The 25,492-nt window shown below is 72.3% G+C and carries 21 protein-coding genes; 11 read left to right on the top strand and 10 right to left on the bottom strand.

The features are described 5' to 3' along the window. Positions 1-32 precede the first annotated feature (32 nt). Genes KME66_RS26180 through coxB form a run of 3 tightly spaced genes read right to left on the bottom strand, consistent with a single transcriptional unit; the run spans position 33 to position 3,129 of the window. Positions 33-431: a cytochrome c oxidase subunit 4 gene (locus KME66_RS26180; protein ID WP_010057805.1), complete on the bottom strand. Its 399-nt coding sequence runs from the start codon at positions 429-431 to the stop codon at positions 33-35. Then, entirely contained in the window at positions 428-2,164 is a 1,737-nt protein-coding gene (gene ctaD / locus KME66_RS26175) for a cytochrome c oxidase subunit I (protein WP_058953918.1), read from the bottom strand. The genes KME66_RS26180 and ctaD overlap by 4 nt, the downstream gene beginning before the upstream one ends. After that, positions 2,161-3,129, bottom strand: a complete 969-nt coding sequence (gene coxB, locus KME66_RS26170; protein WP_216326639.1) for a cytochrome c oxidase subunit II — start codon at positions 3,127-3,129, stop codon at positions 2,161-2,163. The genes ctaD and coxB overlap by 4 nt, the downstream gene beginning before the upstream one ends. A gap of 273 nt (positions 3,130-3,402) precedes the next feature. Between coxB and KME66_RS26165 the strand changes: the two genes are divergently transcribed. Next, complete coding sequence (locus tag KME66_RS26165) at positions 3,403-4,785, top strand: cysteine desulfurase/sulfurtransferase TusA family protein (RefSeq protein ID WP_216326636.1); 1,383 nt, start codon at positions 3,403-3,405, stop codon at positions 4,783-4,785. A gap of 19 nt (positions 4,786-4,804) precedes the next feature. On the opposite strand, the gene KME66_RS26160 is transcribed toward KME66_RS26165, so the two are convergent. Continuing rightward, complete coding sequence (locus KME66_RS26160) at positions 4,805-5,779, bottom strand: carbohydrate kinase family protein (RefSeq protein ID WP_073218034.1); 975 nt, start codon at positions 5,777-5,779, stop codon at positions 4,805-4,807. 156 nt (positions 5,780-5,935) lie between these two features. On the opposite strand from KME66_RS26160, the gene KME66_RS26155 reads away from it, so the two are divergent. Together KME66_RS26155 and KME66_RS26150 are read left to right on the top strand one after the other, a co-directional pair. Further along, positions 5,936-6,133 (top strand): hypothetical protein, encoded by a 198-nt coding sequence (locus KME66_RS26155; protein WP_216326634.1) that lies wholly within the window; start codon positions 5,936-5,938, stop codon positions 6,131-6,133. A gap of 205 nt (positions 6,134-6,338) precedes the next feature. Further along, positions 6,339-7,781, top strand: coding sequence for a hypothetical protein (locus KME66_RS26150; RefSeq protein WP_216326631.1), 1,443 nt, complete (start codon positions 6,339-6,341; stop codon positions 7,779-7,781). 85 nt (positions 7,782-7,866) lie between these two features. Here the strand turns inward: KME66_RS26150 and KME66_RS26145 are convergent, their stop codons facing one another. Then, a complete protein-coding gene (locus tag KME66_RS26145; protein ID WP_006123927.1) occupies positions 7,867-8,223 on the bottom strand; it encodes an iron-sulfur cluster assembly accessory protein in 357 nt (118 codons plus the stop codon). 252 nt (positions 8,224-8,475) lie between these two features. On the opposite strand from KME66_RS26145, the gene nadA reads away from it, so the two are divergent. Further along, the gene (nadA, locus tag KME66_RS26140) at positions 8,476-9,654 is read left to right on the top strand and encodes a quinolinate synthase NadA (protein ID WP_073218045.1); all 1,179 of its coding nucleotides are present in this window, start codon (positions 8,476-8,478) and stop codon (positions 9,652-9,654) included. 207 nt (positions 9,655-9,861) lie between these two features. Beyond that, positions 9,862-12,078 (top strand): tetratricopeptide repeat protein, encoded by a 2,217-nt coding sequence (locus tag KME66_RS26135; protein WP_216326628.1) that lies wholly within the window; start codon positions 9,862-9,864, stop codon positions 12,076-12,078. An 82-nt stretch (positions 12,079-12,160) separates the two neighbouring features. On the opposite strand, the gene KME66_RS26130 is transcribed toward KME66_RS26135, so the two are convergent. From KME66_RS26130 to KME66_RS26110, 5 genes are all read right to left on the bottom strand, one after another. Next, on the bottom strand, positions 12,161-15,316 hold the full coding sequence (locus tag KME66_RS26130; RefSeq protein ID WP_216326625.1) for an efflux RND transporter permease subunit: 3,156 nt from the start codon (positions 15,314-15,316) through the stop codon (positions 12,161-12,163). 185 nt (positions 15,317-15,501) lie between these two features. After that, positions 15,502-16,248 (bottom strand): response regulator transcription factor, encoded by a 747-nt coding sequence (locus KME66_RS26125; RefSeq protein ID WP_216326622.1) that lies wholly within the window; start codon positions 16,246-16,248, stop codon positions 15,502-15,504. Next, positions 16,245-17,558 (bottom strand): sensor histidine kinase, encoded by a 1,314-nt coding sequence (locus KME66_RS26120; protein WP_216326619.1) that lies wholly within the window; start codon positions 17,556-17,558, stop codon positions 16,245-16,247. The genes KME66_RS26125 and KME66_RS26120 overlap by 4 nt, the downstream gene beginning before the upstream one ends. A gap of 343 nt (positions 17,559-17,901) precedes the next feature. Then, positions 17,902-18,180, bottom strand: coding sequence for a hypothetical protein (locus tag KME66_RS26115; RefSeq protein WP_073218057.1), 279 nt, complete (start codon positions 18,178-18,180; stop codon positions 17,902-17,904). 10 nt (positions 18,181-18,190) lie between these two features. Further along, a complete protein-coding gene (locus tag KME66_RS26110; protein WP_024263376.1) occupies positions 18,191-18,976 on the bottom strand; it encodes a PspA/IM30 family protein in 786 nt (261 codons plus the stop codon). 319 nt (positions 18,977-19,295) lie between these two features. Between KME66_RS26110 and KME66_RS26105 the strand changes: the two genes are divergently transcribed. The 6 genes from KME66_RS26105 to KME66_RS26080 all read left to right on the top strand — a co-directional run bounded on the left by KME66_RS26105 (position 19,296) and on the right by KME66_RS26080 (position 25,474). Next, positions 19,296-19,895 (top strand): DUF3043 domain-containing protein, encoded by a 600-nt coding sequence (locus tag KME66_RS26105; RefSeq protein WP_073218060.1) that lies wholly within the window; start codon positions 19,296-19,298, stop codon positions 19,893-19,895. An 83-nt stretch (positions 19,896-19,978) separates the two neighbouring features. Then, a complete protein-coding gene (locus KME66_RS26100) occupies positions 19,979-20,686 on the top strand; it encodes a methyltransferase domain-containing protein (protein WP_216329636.1) in 708 nt (235 codons plus the stop codon). 106 nt (positions 20,687-20,792) lie between these two features. Next, a complete protein-coding gene (locus KME66_RS26095; RefSeq protein ID WP_216326616.1) occupies positions 20,793-21,881 on the top strand; it encodes a trypsin-like peptidase domain-containing protein in 1,089 nt (362 codons plus the stop codon). A 147-nt stretch (positions 21,882-22,028) separates the two neighbouring features. Beyond that, positions 22,029-22,811: a DedA family protein gene (locus KME66_RS26090; protein ID WP_216326613.1), complete on the top strand. Its 783-nt coding sequence runs from the start codon at positions 22,029-22,031 to the stop codon at positions 22,809-22,811. A gap of 87 nt (positions 22,812-22,898) precedes the next feature. Then, positions 22,899-24,113, top strand: coding sequence for a YcaO-like family protein (locus KME66_RS26085; protein ID WP_216326611.1), 1,215 nt, complete (start codon positions 22,899-22,901; stop codon positions 24,111-24,113). After that, positions 24,110-25,474, top strand: coding sequence for a TfuA-like protein (locus tag KME66_RS26080; protein ID WP_216326608.1), 1,365 nt, complete (start codon positions 24,110-24,112; stop codon positions 25,472-25,474). The genes KME66_RS26085 and KME66_RS26080 overlap by 4 nt, the downstream gene beginning before the upstream one ends. Positions 25,475-25,492 lie beyond the last annotated feature (18 nt).

Raw genomic sequence — 25,492 nt, 5'->3', positions numbered from 1 at the left:
TGGCACGGGGTGCGGTGTCACTGGGTGCGGTGTCACTGGGTGCGGTTCTCGCCCCGGTAGTACTCGAAGACCCAGCCGAAGAGGCCGATCAGGAGCAGGGGTGCGGAGAAGTAGAGCAGCCACCAGCCGAAGACGACGCCCATGAAGGCGAAGGCTCCGCCGACCGCCAGGGAGAGCGGCTGCCAGCTGTGCGGGGAGAAGAACCCCAGCTCGCCCGCCTCGTCGGCGACATCGGCTTCCTTGTTGTCCTGGGCCATCGCGTCGACCCGGTTGGCCGTGAAGGCCAGGTAGAAGCCGATCATGATGGCCAGGCCGAAGGCCAGGAAGAGGGCCGTGGTGCCGACCGGCTCCTTCGACCACACGCCGTACACGACGGCCATGCCGAGGATGAAGACGCTCAGCCAGATGAACATCTGTCCCTGGATCTTCACTTGCCTGCCTCCTTGCCGCCGGCCAGGGCCTTGTCCGACTCGGAGTCATGGCCGAGCTGCTCCAGCGCGGTGATCTCCGGGTGGTGCAGGTCGAACGCCGGGGATTCGGAACGGATCCGCGGCAGCGTGAGGAAGTTGTGCCGCGGCGGCGGGCAGGAGGTCGCCCACTCCAGCGAGCGGCCGTAGCCCCACGGGTCGTCGACCTCGATCTTCTTGCCGTACTTCGCGGTCTTCCAGACGTTGTAGAAGAACGGGAGCATCGACAGGCCGAGCAGGAACGAGGAGATCGTCGAGATCGTGTTCAGCGCGGTGAAGCCGTCGGCGTCGAGGTAGTCCGCGTAACGACGCGGCATGCCCTCGGCACCGAGCCAGTGCTGCACCAGGAACGTGCCGTGGAAGCCCACGAACAGCGTCCAGAACGTGATCTTGCCGAGCCGCTCGTCCAGCATCTTGCCGGTGAACTTCGGCCACCAGAAGTGGAATCCGGAGAACATCGCGAAGACCACGGTGCCGAAGATGACGTAGTGGAAGTGCGCGACGACGAAGTACGAGTCGGAGACGTGGAAGTCCATCGGGGGCGAGGCGAGGATGACGCCGGTCAGACCACCGAAGGTGAAGGTGATCAGGAAGCCGACGGCCCAGAGCATCGGTGTCTCGAAGGACAACGACCCCTTCCACATCGTGCCGATCCAGTTGAAGAACTTCACGCCTGTCGGTACGGCGATGAGGAACGTCATGAAGGAGAAGAACGGCAGGAGCACACCGCCGGTGACGTACATGTGGTGCGCCCACACCGTCACGGAAAGGCCGGCGATCGCGATGGTCGCGGCGATCAGACCGATGTAGCCGAACATCGGCTTGCGGCTGAAGACCGGGATGACCTCGGAAATGATCCCGAAGAACGGCAAGGCGATGATGTACACCTCTGGGTGTCCGAAGAACCAGAAGAGGTGTTGCCAGAGCAACGCGCCGCCGTTGGCCGCGTCGAAGACATGCGCACCGAATTTACGGTCCGCCTCCAGCGCGAAGAGCGCGGCGGCGAGAACCGGGAAGGCCAGCAGGACCAGGACACCGGTCAGCAGGACGTTCCAGGTGAAGATCGGCATGCGGAACATCGTCATGCCGGGGGCGCGCATGCAGATGATCGTGGTGATGAAGTTGACCGAGCCGAGGATCGTGCCGAAGCCGGAGAAGGCCAGACCCATGATCCACATGTCGGCGCCGACGCCCGGCGAACGGACCGCGTCCGAGAGCGGGGAGTAGGCGAACCAGCCGAAGTCGGCCGCACCCTGCGGGGTGAGGAACCCGGCCACCGCGATGAGCGAGCCGAAGAGGTACAGCCAGTACGCGAACATGTTCAGCCGCGGGAACGCCACGTCGGGCGCGCCGATCTGCAGCGGCATGATCCAGTTGGCGAACCCGGCGAACAGCGGCGTCGCGAACATCAGCAGCATGATCGTGCCGTGCATCGTGAACGCCTGGTTGAACTGCTCGTTCGACATGATCTGCGTGCCCGGACGGGCCAGCTCGGCGCGCATGAAGAGCGCCATGAGTCCGCCGATGCAGAAGAACACGAACGAGGTGACCAGGTAGAGCGTACCGATCGTCTTGTGGTCCGTGGTGGTCAGCCACTTCACGACGATGTTTCCCGGCTGCTTGCGCCGCACGGGCAGTTCGTCCTCGTACGAGTCGTCTGCCGGAGCGGCACCCTGAGGTTCGTTGAGGATGCTCACAGTTGGTTCTTCTCCGCATTCCTGGCCGGGTCCGTCTGCGCGATCCCCGCCGGCACGTAGCCCGTCTGGCCCTTCTCAGCCAGCTCCTTGAGGTGCTGCTGGTAACGCTCCGGGGAGACGACCTTGACGTTGAAGAGCATCCGGGAGTGGTCGACGCCGCAGAGCTCGGCGCACTTGCCCATGAAGGTGCCCTCGCGGTTGGGGGTCACCTCGAACACGTTGGTGTGGCCCGGGATGACGTCCTGCTTCATGAGGAACGGCACCACCCAGAAGGAGTGGATGACGTCACGCGAGGTGAGGACGAAGCGGACCTTCTCCCCCTTCGGCAGCCACAGGGTCGGGCCCGGGTTGCCGTTCTGCGGGTTGCGGGTTCCGGGGATGCCCACGTCGTAGACGCCGCTGGCGCCCTCGGGGAAGTCCTTCTGGAACTTGTCGGGGATGGCGTTGAGCTCCTTGGGGACCTCGGGGCCCGCTGCGGGCTGGCCATCCACCTTCTCGATGTAGTTGAAGCCCCAGCTCCACTGGAAACCGACCACGTTGATGGTGTGGGCCGGCTTGTCGGAGAGCTCGAGGAGCTTCGACTCATCACGCGCGGTGAAGTAGAACAGCACCGAGACGATGATGAGGGGAACCACTGTGTACAACGCCTCGATGGGCATGTTGTACCTGGTCTGCGGAGGTACCTCCACCTTGGTCCGGCTACGCCGGTGGAAGAAGACGCTCCAGAGGATCAGCCCCCAGACAAGGACACCCGTGACGAGCGCTGCCGCCCACGAGCCTTGCCAGAGGGAGAGGATCCGAGGGGCCTCTTCTGTTACCGGGGTGGGCATACCGAGGCGGGGGAAATCCTCCCAGTTGTATGAACAACCGGAGGCCGTCGCCAGGACCAGGCCCGCAGTCAGCACCTGCGGCAGCTTCCGCCGCATCGGGCGCCGCGACGAGCGGTCGGAGCCGTTGGGACTCACGTAGCGCCTTCCCGAGAGTCTCGCCCGCACGGTCGGCGCGCCCGTATGTCTCTGGTCGGTCGCCGGCCCTGACGCGGGCAGGGGTTTGGATGTTTATGCGGACCAAACCCTACTGGACGCTATTTGGGGTCGCGCGGGGAGGGTGCCCAACGCGCCGCCCGACACCCCCTTGGGGTGGAATGCGGGCCTCCGGACCTCATCTGACGCCCACTCGTCCGCCCGGGAGGAGCGGCCCCCGGCGAGGTGGGGCCGGGTGCGGGCTAGCGTGGCGGGGTGCCCTACTTCGATGCCGCCTCCGCCGCCCCCCTGCACCCCGTCGCACGCCAGGCGCTGCTTGCCGCGCTCGACGAGGGCTGGGCCGATCCCGCCCGCCTGTACCGGGAGGGGCGGCGGGCCAGGCTGCTCCTGGACGCGGCCCGGGAGGCGGCCGCGGAGGCCGTCGGATGCCGACCCGACGAGCTGGTCTTCACCTCGTCCGGGACGACGGCGGTGCACGCCGGAATTGCCGGGGCTCTTTCGGGGCGTCGGCGTGTCGGCCGTCATCTGGCCCTCTCGGCGGTCGAACACTCGTCGGTGCTCCATTCGGCGGCGGCCCACGCGTCGGCGGGCGGTTCGTCCACCGAGGTCCCGGTGGACCGCTTCGGGGCGGTGGACCCGGCGGCGTACGCCGCGGCACTGCGAGCGGACACCGCGCTGGCCTGCCTCCAGTCGGCCAACCACGAGGTGGGCACCGAGCAGCCGGTGGCGGAGGTCGCCTCGCTCTGCGCCGATGCCGGGGTGCCGCTGCTGGTGGACGCGGCGCAGTCGCTCGGCTGGGGGCCGGTCCCGGCGGGCTGGTCGCTGCTGACGGCGAGTGCGCACAAATGGGGCGGGCCGGCCGGGGTCGGGCTGCTCGCGGTCCGCAAGGGGACGCGCTTCTCGCCGCAGGGCCCGGCCGGGGAGCGGGAGTCGGGGCGGGCTCCGGGGTTCGAGAACCTGCCGGCGATCGTGGCGGCGGCGGCCTCGCTGCGCGCGGTGCGCGACGGCGCGGCGGCGGAGGCGGCACGGCTGCGGGCCCTGGTGGACCGGATCCGCGGTGTGGTGGCCGAGCGGGTGCCCGATGTGGAGGTGGTGGGCGATCCGGTGCGGCGGCTGCCGCATCTGGTCACCTTCTCCTGTCTCTATGTCGACGGGGAGACCCTGCTGCACGAGCTGGACCGGAGAGAATTCTCCGTATCGTCCGGTTCGTCCTGCACGAGCAGCACGCTGACACCGAGCCATGTGCTGAAGGCGATGGGGGTGCTCTCGGAGGGGAACGTCCGGGTGTCGCTGCCGCCGGGCACGGCCGGGGCGGACGTGGACCGCTTCCTGGAGGTGCTGCCCGGGGTGGTCGCGGAGGTGCGGGAGCGGCTGGGGGCGCCGGTGTCCGCGCCCTCCTCCCCCGCTCCGGCCGCCTCGCTGGTGGTCGACGCGCTGGGCCGCCGCTGCCCGGTCCCGGTGATCGAACTCGCAAAGGTGATCGGAGAGGTAGCGGTGGGCGCCATGGTGACGGTGCTCGCCGACGACGAGGCGGCACGCCTGGACATTCCGGCCTGGTGCGAGATGCGGGGCCAGGAGTACGTGGGCGAGGAGCCGGCGGACCGGGGTTCGGCCTACGTGGTCCGCCGGCTCTCCTGATCAGGCCAGGTGCTGCTGATCAGGCCAGGTGCTGCTGGACCTCGGCGGCGGCCTCGTGGCCGTACGCCTTGGTGAAGCGGTCCATGAAGTGGGTGCGGCGCAGGGTGTACTCCTGGGTGCCGACCGTCTCGATGACCAGGGTGGCGAGCATGCAGCCGACCTGGGCGGCGCGCTCCAGGCCGACGCCCCAGGCGAGGCCGGAGAGGAAGCCCGCACGGAAGGCGTCGCCGACGCCGGTGGGGTCCGCCTTGGTGTCCTCCTCGGGGCAGCCGACCTCGATGACGGGCTCGCCGGCCCGCTCGATCCGGACACCGCGGGCGCCGAGGGTGGTGACGCGGTGGCCGACCTTGGAGAGGATCTCCTCGTCGCTCCAGCCGGTCTTGGACTCGATGAGCCCCTTCTCGTACTCGTTGGAGAAGAGGTAGGTGGCGCCGTCGAGGAGGATGCGGATCTCCTCGCCGTCCATCCGCGCGATCTGCTGCGAGAAGTCGGCCGCGAACGGGATGTTCCGGGAGCGGCACTCCTCGGTGTGGCGGAGCATCGCCTCGGGGTCGTCGGCGCCGATGGAGACGAGGTCGAGGCCGCCGACGCGGTCGGCGACGCTCTGGAGCTCGATGAGGCGGGCCTCGCTCATCGCGCCGGTGTAGAAGGAGCCGATCTGGTTGTGGTCGGCGTCGGTGGTGCAGACGAAGCGGGCGGTGTGCAGGACCTCGGAGATCCGGACCGAGCCGGTCTCGACGCCGTGCCGGTCGAGCCAGGCGCGGTACTCGTCGAAGTCGGCCCCGGCGGCGCCGACCAGGATCGGGCGGGTGCCGAGCAGGCCCATCCCGAAGCAGATGTTGGCGGCGACACCGCCGCGGCGCACATCGAGGTTGTCGACCAGGAAGGAGAGGGAGACCGTGTGCAGCTGATCCGCGACCAGCTGGTCGGCGAAGCGGCCGGGGAAGGTCATGAGGTGATCGGTGGCGATCGAGCCGGTGACTGCAATACGCACGGGGAGACTGCTCCTGCGGAAGGCGAAGGGCCGTGAGTGCGCCCTCCGGGACGACGTGACAGTTCACGCTACCGGGTGACCCGACCTCCAGGAAAAGGGAAAACTACCCGATAGTAGGGCTTTCTACCTGAGTGCGACCGTGGTTACGGTGCGGATATGTCGAAGCACACCGCACTGCCCGAGTCGGAATCGAGCCTGGCCGCACTGCGCGGTGACTGCGCGCGGATGGCTCCGCACTGGAGGGCGCCGGTGAAGAGCGCCCCGGTCCCGGTCAAGCCGTCCCTGATCAGCGGGGTGAGCGTCCCGCCCTCGTCGGCACGGCTGATCGACGCGATGTCCGAGTACGGGGACTGAGGACCGGCCAAGACCGGCGGGGGCGTGCCGGAAGGCGTCGCCTTTCGGCCTTTCCGCGCCGGTCCCGGCGCGGATCATGCGGTTCTCGCGCCCCGGTTCCGCCCGCCGGTGGAACCGTAGGCTCCTCGGCTCCGTCCCACCGGTGTCCCCGCCCGGGGACACGCGGCAGGCGCCGCGACGGCAACGCAGTCGAAGGAGCGATCCGGTGAGCACCGAGCGACCCGACAACGACGTGACCGGCCCCCGGCGGCGGCGTACGCCGCTCGCGGTGGCCTCGGTGGCCGCGGCCGTGCTGCTGGCCGGGGCCGGCGGGGCGTACTGGGCCTCGACCGCCTCCGGCGGCGGCGGCGGGGCCGAGGGCGCCGCGGCGGCGAAGAAGCCGGCCCCCCTGCTGGCCCTGGACGCCCCGGCGGACAGCCCCGGTGGCACGTCCTCCGCCTCGGACTCCCCGCCCGCGGGCATCGCCCCCGGGGAACCGGACCCGAGCGGCCCGCCCGTGATCTACCGGGCCGCGGGCGAACTCCCCGACGGGCCGGACGAGGCGGCGGTCCACCAGGCGAAGGGCACGGTGGCGTCGGCCGATGTCGCCCGGCTGGCGAAGGCGCTGGGCATCCCGGGCACGCCCCGCACCGAGGGCACCTCCTGGGTGGTCGGCGACGACGACGGCCCCGGCGCCCTCCTCAAGGTGGCCAAGCAGGCCCCGGGCACCTGGACGTTCAGCCGCACCACCCCGTCCGAGCCCTGCGAGCCGGGGAAGATGTGCGCGAACGACACCGCCGAGCCCGGCGGCGGCCCGGTGAGCGAGAAGGCGGCGAAGGCGGCCGCGGCCCCGGTCCTCAAGGCGGCCGGCCAGGACGACGCGGCCCTGAACGCGGGCCAGCTTCTGGGCGACGTCCGCGTGGTGAACGCCGACCCGGAGGTCGACGGGCTCCCGACGTACGGCTGGTCCACCGGGATCCAGGTGGGCCCGGACGGCGAGGTGACCGGCGGCAGCGGGCACCTGAAGGCGCTGGAGAAGGGCGCCACCTACCCGGCGGTCGGTGCGGACGAGGCGCTGAAGCAGCTGAACGAGGCGAGCCGGGCCCGGGGCGACGGCGGCCGGGACATCGGCGGCTGTGCCACTCCCGTACCGCTGGAGGGCGAGCCGAAGCCTCCCACCGATCCGCAGTGCGTGCCGTCGAACGGCAAGCGGGCGCCGGTGGTCCAGACGGTCGAGGACGCGGTGTTCGGTCTCGCGCTGCACTACGTGGACGGCCGGCAGACGCTGGTGCCGTCCTGGCTCTTCACGGTCCGCCAGGCGCCGGGCGGACCGGAGAACACGGTCACGCAGGTGGCGGTGGACCCGGAGTTCATCGAGACGCCGGACGCGCCGACGACGCCCTCCGGGGACCGGAAGGTGACCTCGTACGGCGCGGACGGGCGGACCCTTGAGGTGACCTTCTGGGGCGGTGTGTGCAGTACGTACACGGCGAGTGCGAAGGAGAGCGCGGGCCAGGTGCGGATCACGGTGACGGAGAAGCCGCAGGAGGGCAAGAAGGCCTGCATCATGATCGCCAAGGAGCTGACCCGGACGGTGACGCTGGAGAAGCCGCTGGGCGACCGCACGGTGATCGACGCGGCCTCGGGCGGCGCGGTGCCGCGCGGCTGACGCGGACGTAAGCGCGGCACCCACGCATGAAGGCGGCCCCGGGAACCGCTCCCGGGGCCGCCTTCGGGTGCCGTGCGCGCAGCGCTCAGCTGAACGAGTCGCCGCAGGCGCAGGAGCCGGTGGCGTTCGGGTTGTCGATCGTGAAGCCCTGCTTCTCGATGGTGTCGACGAAGTCGATGGAGGCGCCGCCCAGGTACGGGGCGCTCATCCGGTCGGTGACGACCTTGACACCGTCGAAGTCCTTCACCACATCGCCGTCGAGCGAGCGCTCGTCGAAGAAGAGCTGGTAGCGCAGGCCCGAGCAACCGCCGGGCTGCACGGCGACGCGCAGTGCCAGGTCCTCGCGGCCTTCCTGCTCCAGCAGGGCCTTGACCTTGGCCGCGGCGGCGTCGGACAGGAGGATGCCGTCGCTCACGGTGGTGGTCTCGTCCGATACGGACATCTGCTTCTCTCCCGGGTTGTACGGACTGCTTGCCGACGGTTCAACCGTCTCAGCCCCGGAATCATTCCGGGCCAAGCGCGTGTCTGTTCCTTTTCATGCTCGCACACCCGCTCGCCCGGGGGATGCGTCACATCGACGCTATCGGCATCGTCAAAGTGACACGAAGCGGCTATCATAGATAGCGTCAAATAGACGAAAAGGCGCGTTCACCGAAGCCGCAGAGCAGAACGCAGAGAAGAAAGGGTGCGTGACGTGACCACGGCCCAGCCCCTGGACGTAACTCCCACACCCCTCGCGCTGCTGCTGCTCGGCCGCGAGGCCGACCCGAGGAGCGAGCGCGGCGTCGAGTGCCCCGGCGACCTGCCCTCCCCGTCCGACCCGGACCTGGTGGAGCGCGCCCGCGCCGCGAAGGAGAGGCTCGGGGACAGGGTGTTCGTCCTCGGCCACCACTACCAGCGCGACGAGGTCATCCAGTTCGCCGACGTCACCGGTGACTCGTTCAAGCTGGCCCGCGACGCGGCCGCGCGCCCGGAGGCGGAGTACATCGTCTTCTGCGGTGTGCACTTCATGGCCGAGTCCGCCGACATCCTCACCACCGACGCCCAGGCGGTCGTGCTGCCCGACCTGGCGGCCGGCTGCTCGATGGCCGACATGGCCACCGCCGAGCAGGTCGCCGAGTGCTGGGACGTGCTGACGGAGGCCGGGGTCGCCGACCGGGTGGTACCCGTCTCGTACATGAACTCCTCCGCCGACATCAAGGCCTTCACGGGCCGGCACGGCGGCACGATCTGCACCTCGTCGAACGCGAAGCGCGCCCTGGAGTGGGCCTTCGAGCAGGGCGAGAAGGTCCTCTTCCTCCCCGATCAGCACCTGGGCCGCAACACGGCCGTGCGGGACATGGGGATGAGCCTGGAGGACTGCGTCGTCTACAACCCGCACAAGCCGAACGGCGGCCTCACCGCCGAGCAGCTGCGGGACGCGAAGATGATCCTGTGGCGCGGCCACTGCTCGGTGCACGGCCGCTTCTCGGTCGAGTCGGTCGAGGACGTCCGCGCCCGGATACCCGGGGTCAACGTGCTGGTCCACCCGGAGTGCAAGCACGAGGTCGTCGCCGCCGCGGACTACGTGGGCTCGACGGAGTACATCATCAAGGCCCTGGAGGCGGCCCCGCGCGGCTCGAAGTGGGCCATCGGTACGGAGCTGAATCTGGTACGCCGCCTGGCGAACCGTTTCGCCGACGAGGACAAGGAGATCGTCTTCCTCGACAAGACGGTCTGCTTCTGCTCGACGATGAACCGGATCGACCTGCCCCACCTGGTCTGGACCCTGGAGTCGCTGGCCGACGGCAAGCTGGTCAACCGGATCGAGGTCGACCCGGAGACGGAGAAGTACGCCAAGCTCGCCCTGGAGCGGATGCTGGCGCTGCCGTAACGGACGCCGTTCCCCGCCGGGAGCCCCGGTATGCCGCAGGCCGCGGCGTACCGGGGCTTTCGCGTGCCCCGGGGCCGTGGCCGGGATACGCCCCCGGTCCGGCCGGTTCTTCCATACGGCAGCCGACGACACCAGTGCGTAACTACGCTGCTACGCACCGCAGCGAATGTTCGCGCGGGTGGATACGGCGAGGACGGTGGCGCGGGCATGAACCACGAGGACCGTGGGACGGGTGCGGGCGAGGAGACGAGGGCGGACACCGCCGACGCGAGGCCGCCGCGTGCGGAGGAATACCCCACCGACGCGTTGACGCGGGCGGAGGCAGACGTACGGGACCGGCGGAGCGAGGCCGAGCGGGACCCCGCCGCCGGGCTGCCCGCGCTCGCCGGGGCCCTGCACCGGCTCTCCGGTCTGCGCGCCGCCGCCGGGGACCGCAGCGGCGCCCTGGCCCCGGCGAAGGAGGCCGCCCGGATCTACGCCGAGCTGGGCACGAAGCGCCCCGGCGACCACCAGGCGGAACTGGCCATGGCCATGGGCGCCCTGGGTGACCGCGTCGCCGACACCGGGGACCCGGCGGCCGCCGTGGCGTTCGCACAGCAGGCCGTGCGGCTCCAGCGCGAACTGGTCGAGGAGAAGCGGCCGGGCACGTCCGTCCCGGCGCTCGCGGCGTACCTCCTGACCTGCGCCGAGCGGCTGGCGGACGCCGGGCAGGCCGTGGACGCCGTGCCCTGTGCGCAGGAGGCGGTCGGGCTCCTGCGCGGGCCGGCCGAGGAGGATCCCGACGCCTTCCTGCCCCGGCTCGCCTCGGCCGTCCACGCCCTCGGCCACCACCGCGCGGCCGTGAGCGACGTCTCCGGGGCAGTCGACGCGGGCGAGGAGGCGCGTGGCGCCTTCCGCACGCTCGCCGCGCGGCAGCCGGGCGCCTTCCGGCCCGAGCTGGCCACCGCGCTCGACGGTCTCGCCGCTCATCTCACCCGGGCCGGCGACCCGGCGGGCCGCCGGGTCGCCCAGGACGCCGTCGCCCTGTACCGGGAGCTGGCGGCGGAGCGCCCCGAAGCCTTCGGGGCCGCCCTCGCCGCCGCGCTGGGCACCCTCGCCGCGAGTCCGGCCGTCACCGGTGGGCCGGAGGAGGCCCTGACCCCGGCGCGGGAGGCCGTCGGGCTGCTGCGCGAACAGGGGGAGGACCTGCTGCCCGAGCTGGCCCGCGCCCTCCGGGCGCTCGGCACGCACCTGGAGCGGAGCGGCGACGACGAGGGGGCGGTGGAGGCATTCCGGGAGGCGGTGGTCCTTCAACGGTCCCTGGCGCTGGAGACCCCCGGCAGCGCCCCGGACGCCCCTCGGGTCTCCGCTCTCGTCGCCGCCCTGGACGACCTGGCCCGGGTCCTCGCCCGTACCGGCGAACACGCGTCGGCGATCGGGGAGTTCGACGAGAGCGTCAGGGATCTCGCCGAGGCCGGTCCGGCGGTCGCCCGGCGCCTCGCCGTGGAACGGAGCGCGTTCCTGCTGCGCTGCCCCGCCCCCTGGCCCGCGACCGGGATGGCCGAGCTGGTGAACCGGCTCGACGAGGAAGCGGAGCGGGCCGGCGGGCCGGACGCCGTGACCGTACGGGCGCGGCAGGCGCTGCGCGGCCACGGCGATACGGCGGCGGTGCACACGGCGTGGGAGGAGGAGACGTTCACGCCCGTGCCGGACTGGCTCGCGCTGTCCCGGGAGGCTCTGGACACCGTCGGCGCGTGGGTGTTCGCGCCGAACTGGCCCCGGTCCCGCGACTTCTGGTCGCGGAACGCCGAGGTCCTCGGGAGCGCGCAGGCGGCGGTGGCGCTGGAGGAGCTGGCCATCGTGCACCCGCGTGGTGCGCGGCGGCACGCCCTGCTCCGCGAGGCCGTCCTCGTCCACGGGGTGACCGCCGCCTACGATCCGCTGATCCTCCAGGAGCAGCTGGCGCAGTGGCTGGAGTGCGCGGACTGGAAGGAGTCGCGGGCCCATCTGGAGGAGCACCCGCGCCTCCTGACCGTCCGGCCGCCCGAGGACACCCCGCTGGCCCATGTCGCGCTGCTCGACATCGGCCGCACCGAGGGGCTCGACGCCGCCTACCGTCTCGTCGAGGACCGCGCGGCCCTCCAGAGGTACGTGGAACGGGCGCTGGAGGCCGGGGACGGCGTCGCGCTGATGCACGGCGGGGGCATCGAGGGGCAGGTCTTCGGCGACCGGCTCTCCTCGCTGACCCACGCCCAGGTGGCCCTGGTCCTCGCGGGGGCCACCGAGGGCTTCGAACCGGACGATCTCGCCGCGCTCCTGCACAGGGCCCCGGAGGAAACCCGGCACCGGCTGGTGCGCGAGACGGCCGCCCTGAGCGCCCGGCTCCCCGGGCAGCGCAAGGAGATGGGGCACCGGATCGTCCGGGCGCTGGGCGGGGACGCCTGAGAGCTCCCGGGACCCGCCGTACGCGGAGGGGGCTGTGCCACATGCGCGTGGCACAGCCCCCTCCTTCGGTTTCCCCCGCGGGTCAGGTCCGCGCGGGCTCGGTCTCCTCCGCCTCCTCCGGCTCGGTCTGCTCCCCGACGCCCGCCCTGGCCGCGCGCCTGGCGGCCTTCTTCTCGGCGCGGCGCTCCTTGCGCAGCTCGACCATCGCGTACAGCGTCGGCACGAGCAGCAGGGTCAGCAGCGTGGAGCTGATCAGACCGCCGATCACCACGACGCCCAGCGGCTGCGAGATGAAGCCGCCCTCGCCGGTCACGCCGAGCGCCATCGGGAGCAGGGCGAAGATGGTCGCCAGCGCCGTCATGACGATCGGGCGGAAGCGGTGGCGGCCGCCCTCGATGACCGCTTCCATGATCCCGAGGCCCTGGGCCCGGTACTGGTTGATCAGGTCGATCAGCACGATCGCGTTGGTGACGACGATGCCGATGAGCATCAGCATGCCGATCATCGCGGGGACGCCCAGCGGGGTGCCCGTGACGAGCAGGAGGGCCAGTGCCCCGGTCGCCGCGAACGGGACGGAGACCAGCAGGATCAGCGGCTGGACGAGCGACCGGAAGGTGGCCACCAGCAGCATGAAGACGATCGCGATGGCCGCCAGCATGGCGAGGCCGAGCTGGGCGAAGGCCTCGTCCTGGTCCTCGGTGACACCGCCGATGGTGGCGGTGGCGCCCTCCGGCAGGTCCAGGGCGTCGATCTTCGCGGCGAGATCGGTGCTGACCGCGCCGGTGTTGTCGCCGACGGGCCGGGCGGTGATCGTCGCGGAGCGCTGTCCGTCGATCCGGGTCATCGAGACCGGGCCGGGGACGACCTTCACGTCGGCGATGTCGCCGAGCTCGACCGGGCCGAGCGGCAGGGCCTTCAGCTCGGCCAGGGTGGCGGCGGGCTCGGCGGACCGGATGACGATGTCGCGCTCGGTGTCGTCCAGCGTCGCGGAGCCGGCGGGCGTGCCGCGTACGGCTCCGGCGACGATCCCGCCCAGGGCCGCGGAGTCGAATCCGGCGGCGGCCGCCTTGTCGTTGGCCGTGACGGAGATGCGCGGGACGCTCTGTGCCAGGTCGTTCTGGACGTCGGTGACGTCCTCGATGGTGGCGACCTCGTCGCGCACGGCATCGGAGGCCTTCTTCAGGACGTCGGCGTCGGCGGCCTTGACCACCACGCTCAGGTCCTGGGAGCCGAAGCCGTCGCCCGCGGCGATGCTGGTGTCGCCGATGCCGTCGAGCTTGCCGAGGGCCTCGTCGATGCGGTCCCGGGCGTCCTCGGAGTCCGCGGCGTCCTTCAGGGTGACCTGGTAGGAGGCCTGGTTGGAGCCGGTGCCGCCGCCGAAGGCGGCCATGAAGCCGGAGGAGCCGACGGTGACCTGGTAGTCCTTGACGCCCTGGTCCTCGGCCAGGACCTTCTCGACCTTGCGGGCTGCCTCGTCGGCGGCTTCCAGGCTGGTGCCGGGGGCGAGTTCCTGCTTGACGGTCAGGACCTCCTGCTCGCCGGGGTCGAAGAAGTTCGTCTTCAGCAGCGGGACCATGCCGAAGGTGCCCAGGAGCACGGCGACGGCGATGACGAGGCTGGTGATCCGGCGGCGGGTCGCGAAGCGCAGGACCGGGACGTAGATCCGCTGGAGCCTGCTGGCCGCCTCCTTCTCCTCGGCCAGCCGCCGGGCCTCCGCCGCGTCCTCGGGGGTGCCCTTGGGCGCGCGCAGGAACCAGTACGACAGGACCGGCACCACGGTGAGCGAGACCAGCAGGGAGGCCAGCAGCGCGGCGGTGACGGTCAGCGAGAACGAGCCGAAGAGCTGGCCGACCATGCCGCCGACCAGGCCGATGGGCAGGAAGACCGCGACGGTGGTGAGGGTCGCGGAGGTGACCGCCCCGGCGACCTCCTTGACCGCGTTGATGATCGCCGCGTGGCGCTCCTCGCCGTAGCCGAGGTGACGCTTGATGTTCTCCAGGACCACGATCGAGTCGTCGACGACCCGGCCGATGGCGATGGTGAGCGCGCCGAGGGTGAGCATGTTGAGCGACAGGTCGCGGGTCCAGAGCACGATCAGCGCGAGGACGATCGAGAGCGGGATGGAGACCGCGGTGACCAGCGTCGAGCGGATCGAGGCGAGGAACACCAGGATCACGACGACCGCGAAGACCAGGCCGAGCGCGCCCTCCGTGGTCAGACCCGAGATCGACTTGGAGACCGCGGGGCCCTGGTCGGAGACGACCGTCAGTTCGGCGCCCGCGCCGAGGTCCCTGCGGAGGTCGGGGAGCTTGTCCTTGACGGCGTCCGAGATGGCGACGGCGCTGCCGTCGTTGTCCATCGTCACCATCACCGCGAGGCTCGGCTTGCCGTTGGTGCGGGTGATGGAGACCGCCGTGGACGGCTCCTGCTTCACCTCGGCCACGTCACCGAGGCGCACCGGCTTGCCCGGCTCGTCCGCGCCGCCCGCCGGGTCCTGGGCGACGATCCGGAGGTCCTCGATCTGCCGCAGGGAGGTGTAGGCGCCGCCGACCTGGATGGTGCGGCTCTTGCCGGACTCGGAGAAGGAACCGGCCGGCACGGTGGCACCGCCCGACCGGAGGGCCTGGGCGAGCGTGCCCGTGTTCAGACCGGCCGCGGCGAGCTTCCTGTCGTCGGGGACGACGGAGACCTGGAGGTCCTGGACGCCGTCCACGGTGACCTGGCCGACGCCGTCGATGTCCTGGAGCGCCGGGACGACCGTGCGGTCGAGCTGGCCGGCCAGCGTCTGCTGGTCCTTGTCGGAGGTGACGGCGAGGACGACGGTCGGGATGTCGTCCGTGGAACCGGCGATGACCTGCGGGTCGACATCGGAGGGCAGCTGGGCGCGGGCCCGGTTCACCGCCTGCTGGATGTCCGCCACGAGCTGCTTGGTGCCCGCGTCGCCGAAGTCGAAGGTCGCCATGACGAGGGCGTTGCCCTCGCTGGCGGTGGAGGTGACGGACTCGACGCCGTCGACGGCCTTGAGGGAGTTCTCCAGCGGTTCGACGACCTGCTTCTCGACCACATCGGGAGACGCCCCCTGGTAGGGCGCCAGTACCGAGACCATCGGCAGTTCGATGGTCGGCAGCAGCTGCTGCTTGAGCTGCGGGATCGCTATCGCGCCGAAGACCAGCGCGACGATCGAGATCAGCCCGATCAGGGCCCTTTGCGCGAGGCTGAATCTGGACAGCCAGGACATGGGTGGGTCTCTCTTCTGTGGCGTACGCGGCAGAGGGCGGGGAGGGGAGCACATCGGGGACCACCCCTCCAGCCCAGTCCTACGATGTCCGCCCGGCCCCGCCGAAGCGTCGCCCGCCGGGCTGCTTTCTCCTGCCGCGCATACCGCAGGTGGAGTACACCGCCGTACACCGTGCCGCCCCCGGATCAGTCCGCGCGGGGACGCACCAGGCCCGATTCGTAGGCGATGACGACCAGTTGCGCCCGGTCGCGGGCGCCCAGTTTCGCCATCGCCCGGTTCACATGGGTCTTGACGGTGAGCGGGCTGACCTCCAGCCGCTCGGCGATCCGGTCGTTGGGATGGCCGCCCGCGACCTGGACCAGCACCTCGCGTTCGCGGCCGGTGAGCGCCGCCAGCCGCTCCGCGTACTCCGCGCCGTCCGGCCCCTCCCGCGAACTGCCGCCCTGGGCCAGGAACGTGGCGATGAGCCCCTTGGTGGCCGCCGGGGAGAGCAGCGCCTCGCCGGCCGCGGCGATCCGGATGGCGTTGAGGAGTTCGTCCGGCTCCGCGCCCTTGCCGAGGAATCCGGAGGCTCCGGCGCGCAGCGACTGGACCACGTACTCGTCGACCTCGAAGGTGGTGAGCATGACCACCCGCACCGCGGACAGCTCCGGTTCGGCGCTGATCATGCGGGTGGCGGCGAGCCCGTCGGTGCCCGGCATCCGGATGTCCATGAGCACCACGTCGGCGCGCGTAGCGCGGGCCAGCTCGACGGCCTGGGCCCCGTCGGCGGCCTCGCCGACCACCTCCATGTCCGGCTCGGAGTCCACCAGCACCCGGAACGCGCTGCGCAGCAACGCCTGGTCGTCGGCGAGCAGCACCCTGATCGGCGCTTCCCGCGCGTCGGGCGTCGGCGTCGGCGTCGGCGTCGGCGTCGGCGTCGGCTGGGTCATCGTCGGAGCCCCGTCCCGCCCGCTGTGCCCGGCCGCTCCGGTTCACCCGTGCGGGCCTCGACCGGAAGGATCGCATGGACGCGGAACCCGCCGCCGTACCTGGGCCCCGCGCTGAGGGTCCCGCCGAGGGCGGAGACGCGTTCCCGCATGCCGACCAGGCCGTGGCCGCCGCCGGCGGGACCGTCGTCGCCCTGTCCGGCGCCGGCCGGTCCGGCTCCGGCGTGCGGCCCGGTACCGGGGCCGGTGCTCCCCCGGCCGTTGTCGAGCACGGTGACCTCGGCGGTGGCGCCCACCCGTACGACGCTCACCTCGGCCCTGGCCCCGGTGCCCGCGTGCTTGCGGACGTTGGTCAGGGCCTCCTGGATGACCCGGTAGGCGGCGAGGTCGACGGCGGCGGGCAGCCGGTCGCGGTCGGCGCAGGCCACCTCGACGGGGAGTCCGGCGTTGCGGAAGGTGGCGACCAGTTCGCCCAGGACGGCGAGGCCGGGGGCCGGTTCGGTCGGTGCCTCGGGGTCGCCCTGCTGGCGCAGGAGGCCGACGGTGACCCGGAGTTCGTTGAGGGCGGAGCGGCTGGCGTCGCGGACATGGGCGAGCGCCTCCTTGGCCTGGTCCGGGCGCTTGTCCATGACGTGGGCGGCGACCCCGGCCTGGACGTTGACCAGGGCGATGTGGTGGGCGACGACGTCGTGGAGGTCCCGGGCGATGCGCAGGCGCTCCTCGGCGACCCGGCGGCGGGCCTCCTCCTCCCGGGTGCGCTCGGCCCGCTCGGCCCGCTCCCGGATGGCGTCGACGAACGCGCGCCTGCTGCGGACGGCGTCCCCGGCGGCGGAGGCCAGGCCGGTCCAGGCGAAGACGCCGAAGTTCTCCTGGCTGTACCAGGGGGTCGCGCCGAAGACCATGGCGGCCGCGGTGAGCCCTCCCATGGTCAGCAGCCCGACCCGCCAGGTGGTGGGGCGGTCCGTGCGCGAGGCGACGGTGTAGAGGGCGATGACGGTGCTCATGACCACCGGGGCGGGCGGGTCCATCAGGACGTACTCGACGGCCGCGAGCGCGGCGGTGACGGCGAGGACCTGCATCGGGCGGCGGCGGCGCAGGACGAGGGCCGCGGCGGCGAGCGTCATCAGGAACACGCTGAACGGCTCGGGGGTACGGGCCCCGAAGGCGGGAGGGCCGTGACCGTCGCCCGGGGCGGTGAACGAGCCGCAGATCATCGCGACGAGGGTGCAGAACGCCAGCGTCGCGTCGAACGCGAGCGGATGGTCCCGGAGCCAGCGGCGGGCGCGCGCGAAGCCGGACGAGAGGGTGGTCACGTCCAGCAACGGTACGCGGCCGGCCCGCGGCGCCATGAGCCTTCCCCGACAGGAACCGGCGGGGACCCCGGCGCGGGCAGGCCGGGACGGGAACAGGCGAGGACGGGCGGGACAGGCGGCGACCGGCGGCACATGTGGGGACAGGCGGGACTGGCGAGGACGTGCGAGACAGGCGACGACGGGCAGGACAGGCGGCGACAGGCAGCGACCGGCGGGGCGGACCGGTCCGCCGGCCGCGGGGACACGGGCCGGGCCTCCGGGGGTCCCGGAGCACCGCTGCCCCGCGGCCGGCGGACCGGTCGCGGGGCAGGGAGGTGCCGGGTGCTGGTGGGCGTCCCGTGGATCAGTTCGGGATGAGCCCGTCGTCGCTGAGCATGGCGGTGACGTCTTCGAGCGTGGCGTCGGGCGCCGGCAGGATCAGCTCGGACGGCTCCAGGGAGTCGTCCGGCAGCGGCGTACCGAGCTCGCGCACCTTGTCCAGGAGTGCGTGGAGAGTCGTGCGGAAGCCGGGGCCGTCGCCGCTCTCCATCTCCTTGAGCAGGAGATCGTCGAGTTCGTTCAGCTCGACGACGTGACTGTCGGCCAGCTCGACCTGGCCCTCCCCCATGATCCGTACGATCATGACGCTGCCCTCACTGCTTGTCGAACTTGTGCGGGGACGACTGCTGCGACTGCTGGGAACCGTCCTGGGCGCCGCCCTCGATGGCCTGCTGCGAGGACGAGGAGCCCCCGGCCAGCTCGGCCTTCATGCGCTGCAGCTCCAGCTCCACGTCGCTGCCGCCGGAGATCCGGTCCAGCTCGGCGGCGATGTCGTCCTTCGCCGTGCCGGTCGGGTCGTCCAGGGCGCCGGAGGCGAGCAGCTCGTCGATGGCGCCGGCCCGCGCCTGGAGCTGCTGCGTCTTGTCCTCGGCCCGCTGGATCGCGAGGCCGACGTCACCCATCTCCTCGGAGATGCCGGAGAAGGCCTCGCCGATCCGGGTCTGGGCCTGGGCCGCCGTGTAGGTGGCCTTGATGGTCTCCTTCTTCGTGCGGAAGGCGTCGACCTTCGCCTGCAGGCGCTGCGCCGCGAGGGTGAGCTTCTCCTCCTCGCCCTGGAGCGTGGTGTGCTGCGTCTCCAGGTCGGTGACCTGCTGCTGGAGGGCGGCGCGCCGTGACAGGGCCTCGCGCGCCAGGTCCTCGCGGCCCAGCGCCAGCGCCTTGCGGCCCTGGTCCTCCAGCTTGGACGACTGGCCCTGGAGCTGGTTCAGCTGCAGTTCCAGGCGCTTGCGGGACGTCGCCACGTCGGCGACGCCGCGGCGCACCTTCTGAAGCAGCTCCAGCTGCTTCTGGTACGAGTAATCGAGGGTCTCGCGCGGATCCTCGGCCCGGTCAAGGGCCTTGTTTGCCTTCGCGCGGAAGATCATCCCCATACGCTTCATGACACCGCTCATGGGCTTCGCGCGCCCCCTTCTGACGACCTGAGCTCCAGCACTCCCGATAGAACCCACAGTACGGGCCCTGCATCCATTACCGCACTGTTCGGACGCGGATGTGCTCCTCCCCAAGGACGACTGCGCCCGGTGAACGCTCCCGCCCAGGGTGTAGGTGGGGCCCGGGGACCGTCCCGTGACGGATGCCGGAACCGGCGGTAAACGCCCGTACCGGCCGGTCGGGGCCCCGGTGGGCGCCCCGGCCGTTGCCGGATCGTGCCCGCCCGGATCACCGGGTCCGCGCGCCGACCCCGTACCCTTGGGTTTTGTGTTCCGTAGCCGTGCCAAGACAGAGAAGGCCCCCACCGACAAGGTGACGGCGGACCTCTCCCAGCAGCCCCGCGACCCGCAGGCTCCCAAGGGTCGCCCCACCCCCAAGCGCAGCGAGGCCCAGACGCAGCGGCGTCGTGCCGCGTCCGCGGCGCCCGCCGACCGCAAGGCGGCCATGAAGCGCCAGCGCGAAGCGCGCCGCGCCGACCTGGCCCGCCAGCGTGAGGCGCTCGCGTCGGGCGACGAGCGCTACCTCCCGGTCCGCGACAAGGGTCCGGTACGGCGCTTCGTCCGCGACTACGTGGACTCGCGCTTCTGCATCGCCGAGTGGTTCCTGCCGCTCGCCGTGATCATCCTGATCCTCAGCGTGATCCAGGTGCAGAACATCCAGAGCATCTCGCTGCTGCTGTGGCTCGCCGTGATCATCCTGATCGTGATCGACTCGATCGGTCTGTCGATCCGCCTGAAGAAGCAGCTGCGCGAGCGCTTCCCGGACACGCCGAAGCGCGGAGCCGTGGCGTACGGCCTGATGCGCACGCTCCAGATGCGCCGACTGCGGCTGCCGAAGCCGCAGGTCAAGCGCGGAGAGCGGCCCTGAGCACGGATTCCTCCGGCTTCACCGGGGTCTCCTCGGCGTGGCCGGCGGGTTCCGGCGGCGTCCGCGACACGGTCCGCCAGGAGCTGGTCGCCCGGCAGCTGGACGAGCAGATAGCCGGGCGGTTCCCGGTGGGCCGGCGCCTGCGCGTCCTGGACGTCGGCACGGGCCGGGGCGCCCAGGCGCTGCGCCTGGCGCGGGCCGGTCACTCGGTGACCGGTCTGGAGTCGGACGCGGAGATGCTGGTCTCGGCGCGGGCGTCCCTGGCGAGCGAGCCGGAGGGCATCCGGGAGCGGGTCAGGCTGATCGAGGGCGACGGCCGGGACACCGGCGTGCACTTCCTGCCCGGCAGCTTCGACGTGGTGCTGTGCCACGGCGTCCTGATGTACGTCGAGGAGCCGGACCCGATGCTGGCCGGGCTGGCCCGGATGCTGGCGCCGGGCGGCCTGCTCTCCCTGCTCGTACGGAACGCCGACGCACTCGCGATGCGCCCGGGGCTCGCCGGTGACTTCGGCGCGGCCCTGGCCGCCTTCGACACCCCCGCGTACACCGACCACCTCGGCCTCACCGTGCGGGCCGACCGGCTCGACGCCCTGCGCGCCACGCTCGCCGGGATCGCCGCGCCGCTGCACGCCTGGTACGGGGTGCGGGTCTTCACGGACAGCGTCGGCGACGACGTGGAGCTGCCGGCCGAGGAGCTGGAGCGGGTCCTGACTCTGGAGGACCGGGCCGGGCGGACCGACCCGTACCGGGGTGTGGCGGCGCTGCTGCATCTGTGCGGGGTCCGCGGCTGACCGCGGGCCCGCAGCTGTGCGGGGTGCGCGGCGGGCCGGAGGCCGGCGGGCTCGTTCGGCCCATCAGTACGGGCACCCGGACGGGGCTGACCCCAGACTCCGGGATATGGACGCATCCCCCTCCCGCAGCCGGGCGCGCAGGCTGCAGCTTCCCCTGTCCGCCGCCGTCTGCGCCATCGCCCTGGCGGGCGGCTGCTCCGGCACGACCCCGGCCGCACCGGCCCCAGAGGCCAGTGCGTCGGGTACGGCGCAGGGTGCGGTGAAGCGCGCCCCCGAGGATCTGGAGAACGCCTACCAGGACGTCATCAACGACGTGCTGCCGTCGGTGGTGCAGATCGACGCCTCGGAAGGGCTCGGTTCCGGGATCGTCTACGACGACAAGGGGCACATCGTCACCAACGCCCACGTGGTCGGCGACGAGAAGAAGTTCAAGGTCAGCGTCGCCACCGGGGAGGCGGTGCTGAACGCGTCGCTGGTCTCCTCCTACCCGGAGCAGGATCTGGCGGTGATCAAGCTCGACGAGGTTCCGGACGGGCTGCGGGCCGCGGAGTTCGGCGACGCGGAGAAGGTCGAGGTCGGGCAGATCGTCCTGGCGATGGGCTCGCCGCTCGGCCTGTCCAGCAGCGTCACCCAGGGCATCGTCTCCGCGCTCGGCCGGACGGTGAGCGAGAGCCGGTCGGGCGGCGGCACGGGCGCGACGATCGCCAACATGGTGCAGACGTCCGCGGCGATCAACCCGGGCAACAGCGGCGGTGCGCTGGTGAACCTCGACAGCCAGGTGATCGGCATCCCGACCCTGGCCGCGACCGACCCGCAGATGGGCGACAGCGCGGCGCCCGGCATCGGCTTCGCGATCCCGGTCTCGATGGTGAGGACGGTCGCCGACCAGATCATCAAGGACGGCAGGGTCACCGATTCCGGCCGGGCCGCGCTGAACATCACCGGCCGCACGGTCGTGGACGACAACTACCGTCCGGCCGGGGTGGCTCTGGTCAGCGTGGAGCGGGGCGGCGCGGCGGCCGATGCGGGGCTGCGCCCCGGGGACACCATCACGAAGGTCGGGGAGTCCGAGGTCACCACGATCACCTCGCTCTCCGAGGCGCTGGCGGGCGAGAAGCCGGGCGAGAAGGTGACCGTGACCTACACCCGGGACGGCGACAGCAGGACGGCGGAGGTCACGCTCGGCGAGATCTGAGCACGCCGGGCGCTGCGGGCGTCCCCGGGGCCGGAGAGGGCGGCGCGGCGGGCGCCCGGGATGGCCGGGTGGATCGGGAGGTGAGGGGGACGCCGACTGCCACTTCGCTATATTCACAAATGCCTGAACGTTCGATACGGTCAGGTCATGCAGATCGAAGTGGCCGGCTTACTCCTCCAGCCGGAGCTCATCGTCGTCGTCGCGCTGGTGGCGGTGGCGGGCGACGCGCTGGTGCCGGTCCTGCCCAGCGGCAGCCTGGTGCTCGCGGCCGCCTCGTTCTCCCTCGGTCACGGACCGGCCGCCCTGGCCCTGGCCCTCGCCGTCGCCTCCGCCTCCTTCCTCGGCGACCTGGCACTGCTGTCCGCCGTGCGGTTCCGGTCCGGCCGGAGCGGTACGCGACCGGCACGCCACATGAGAACGGCCGCCGCCGCGGAGCAGCTGCGGGACGCCCTGACCGGAAGGCTGGGCCGGACGACGCTGGCGGCGCGCTTCGTGCCCGGAGGGCGGACGATGCTCGGGCTCGTACTCGCGGACGCACCGGAACGCCGAGGGGCCTACCTGCGCTGGTCGGCACTGGGCGGCCTGGTGTGGGCGGGCTGCCTCGTCGGGATCGCCTGCCTCAACAGCCTCTGGTCCGAAGCCCGTTGGATCGGCTTCGCGGTGTCCGTCCCGGCGGGCGTCGTCATCAGTGCGCTGCTGGCCCGCGCGGTGCGCCGCAGCGGCGCCCTCACCACCGGACCGAAGGACGGCACCGGCCGCCCGTGCCCCGGGGGACGGGCGGCAGCCCCTCCCGGCCAGACCCTCCGGCACACCCCCGCCGCCGACCGCCCCACTTGCGCCGACGGCACGTCAAGAGGCCCTCGCTGCCGGTTCCCTGAGGTTCTCCTGACGCCCCCGCGACGGCGCCGTGACAGAAGTTTGCCGGTGTGATGCACCGGGGCTCACCGCCGTCTGTCCGCATGCTTCGGCCGTGCCGTCGATGCTTGTCAGCACGTCACGGAACAGAAGGAGGGGCGCGTGAAGAAGATCCATCTCGACGGCACACATCGTGTCCGGCGCCCGGAGGAGACCTGGGCGATCATCGACGGACTGCGCGCCGCGTTCGGCGTCACCCGGGTCGCGGACGCGACCGGGCTGGACTCCTTGGGCGTGCCGGTGGCCATGGCCGTGCGCCCGGCCGCCCGAACCCTCCCCGTCTCCCCCGGCGCGGGCTCATCGCCTCTCCTCGCCCGGATCTCGGCCGTCATGGAGTCCGTGGAGCTGTGGCATGCCGAGTACGCGTGCCCGGTCCCCGGCATCACGGGGACACCCGCGGGCGAGCTCGGCCTCCCCTACGACGTCCGTGATCTGCGGCAGCGCGCGGGAAGTCTGCTCAGCGAGCGGACGCCCCTGGACTGGGTGGCCGCCGCGGACGCCGTGAGCGGGGCGGCGACCTGGGTGCCGCGGCCGTACGTGACCATCGACCATCAGGTCTCGGACGGCTGGCAGCCGCCGCTCCTGCACAGCTCGCCCCACGGCCTGGCCGGCGGGAACAGTTACGGCGAGGCGGTGACACACGCCCTGTACGAGCTGATCGAGCGGGACTGCACGGCGCCGGCCGGCCCGGTGGCCACGACCGCCGGACGGCACTGCACGGCGTCGGCCGCCCCGGCGGCCGCGCCCCCCGGACGGCGCGTCGATCCGTCCACCGTCGACGACCCGGTCTGCCGCGCAACCCTCGGCAGGATCACCGGGGCGGGCGCGTGGACCGGGATCACGGAGGTGCCCAACCGCTGGGGTCTGCCGTGTTTCGTGGCGGACATCCGGTCCGAGGACTTTCCCGGCCCGGCCGTCGGATCGGGTGTCCACAGTTCTCCCGCCGTCGCACTGAGCCGGGCCGTCAGCGGAGCCGTGCAGAGCCGCCTCACCGCGATCACGGGGGTCCGGGACGATCCCGCCGTCCCGCCGTCCACGCCGGGGAGTCCGGGAGCGGACCACGTGCCGGTCCAAGGGGCGGAGCACGTGCCCTGGCGGGAAGTGGCCGGCCCGTCGCGGGAGTTCGCCGAGGACACGGAGGAGATGCGCTGGCTGGCCGGCCGCGTGCGGGAGCTGACCGGCCGGCCACCGATGGTCGTCGACCTCAGCACCGAGAGCGCGTTCAGCATCGTCAAGGTCGTCGCCACGGGGCTCGCGGACGGGGACGTGACGCGGCACGCCGCGGTGCGGGCCCCTGCCCCCGGGGCGGCATCGTGACGCTCCACGTGTACGTCGGACCCGCGCTGACGCCGGACGGCGTGCGGCGGGTGACACCCCACGCCGTCGTCCACCGGCCGGTGCGGCACGGTGATCTGCTCACCCTGCGCACCGGACCGGGCGACACCGTGGTGATCATCGACGGGGTGCTCCACCCGGGCGCTCCGGTGCGCCATGAAGAGATCCTCGACGTACTGGCCCGCGGCACACGCGTCATCGGCGCCTCCGGGGCGGGGGCCCTGCGGGCGGCGGAGCTGGGGCCGTACGGGATGGAGGGCGTGGGAGTCGTCTTCCGCATGTGCGCCCGAGGGGCCCTGGAATCCGACGACGAGGTGGCTTCGGGCGCCCCCGCGCCGGGGGACGACCGGCAGCCGGGCCTCGCGCTGGCCGGCCTGAGCTGGACGATCACCAACGCGGTCGCCGCGAACGTCCTGCGGGCGGCGGAAGGGGAGGCGCTGCTGGAATCGGCGCGGGCGCTGCCCCGCACCGAGCGCACCTGGGCCTCCCTCGGCCGTACCGCGCGGGGGCCGCACACCACCGTGACCCCGGCGGCCCGCGCGCTGCGGGAGTTCGCCCGGCGCCGGCCGGAGCTGTCCGATCCGGTGCGGCGGGACGCGCTCGCCGCCCTGGCGCACGCGGCGGCCGGCCGTCCCGCTTCCTCCCTGGAGGCCCTGCCCGCCTGGCTGGTGCCGCGCACGGTGCGACTGGAGCGCTGGCGCCGGGCCTTTCGCCCCGCGGTCCCGGGTCGCCACGGCACGGTGCCGGAGGAGGACGTCCTGCGGTTCCAGCAGTTGTACGCGCCGGACTTCCCGGTCCGCTACCGCAGGTTCGCGCTGACCCGCATCGCCGGGCCCCGCCTCGGGGCCCGGGGCCGCGGCCTCGCGCACGCGGTGCTGGCGGTGGCCCGCGAACGGGGGATCACCCGCGAGGCGCTGCCGGCGGAGGCATGGTCGTACTGGCTGACGCCCCGGGAACGACGTGAGGGCAGTGCCGAACAGCGTCTGCTCACCCTGCTGGTGCGCTCCTTCCGCAGCGCTCCGGGCACGGCGCCCTTCGACGACGTACCGGAGGAGCTGCGCGGCGGCGACGAGGCGTGGCGGGCGAGCGCCGACGCGGTGGCCGCGGCGGCCGGTCTCCACGAGCGGGTGATGTGCGCACAGGACGACCGCACACCGCGGCGGCTGTCCGCGGAGGCGGTCCAGGACCATCTCGGGGAGATCTGGCAGGCGGACGGGCCGGGGGCGCTGGACGCCGCGGCGCGCGACCGCGGGTTCCTCTGTGCGGCCGAGGCGTCGGAGGCGGCCAGGCCCTTCGTCCCGCTGCACCGGGTCACAGCGAGGTCCCGGCCCGCCTCGGGCTGACCTCGTGCGCCGCGGCGC

The sequence above is a fragment of the Streptomyces sp. YPW6 genome (assembly GCF_018866325.1).
GTDB lineage: Bacteria > Actinomycetota > Actinomycetes > Streptomycetales > Streptomycetaceae > Streptomyces.
Note: the sequence above shows the minus strand (reverse complement) of the source record. Positions and strands in the feature narration are given on the sequence as shown.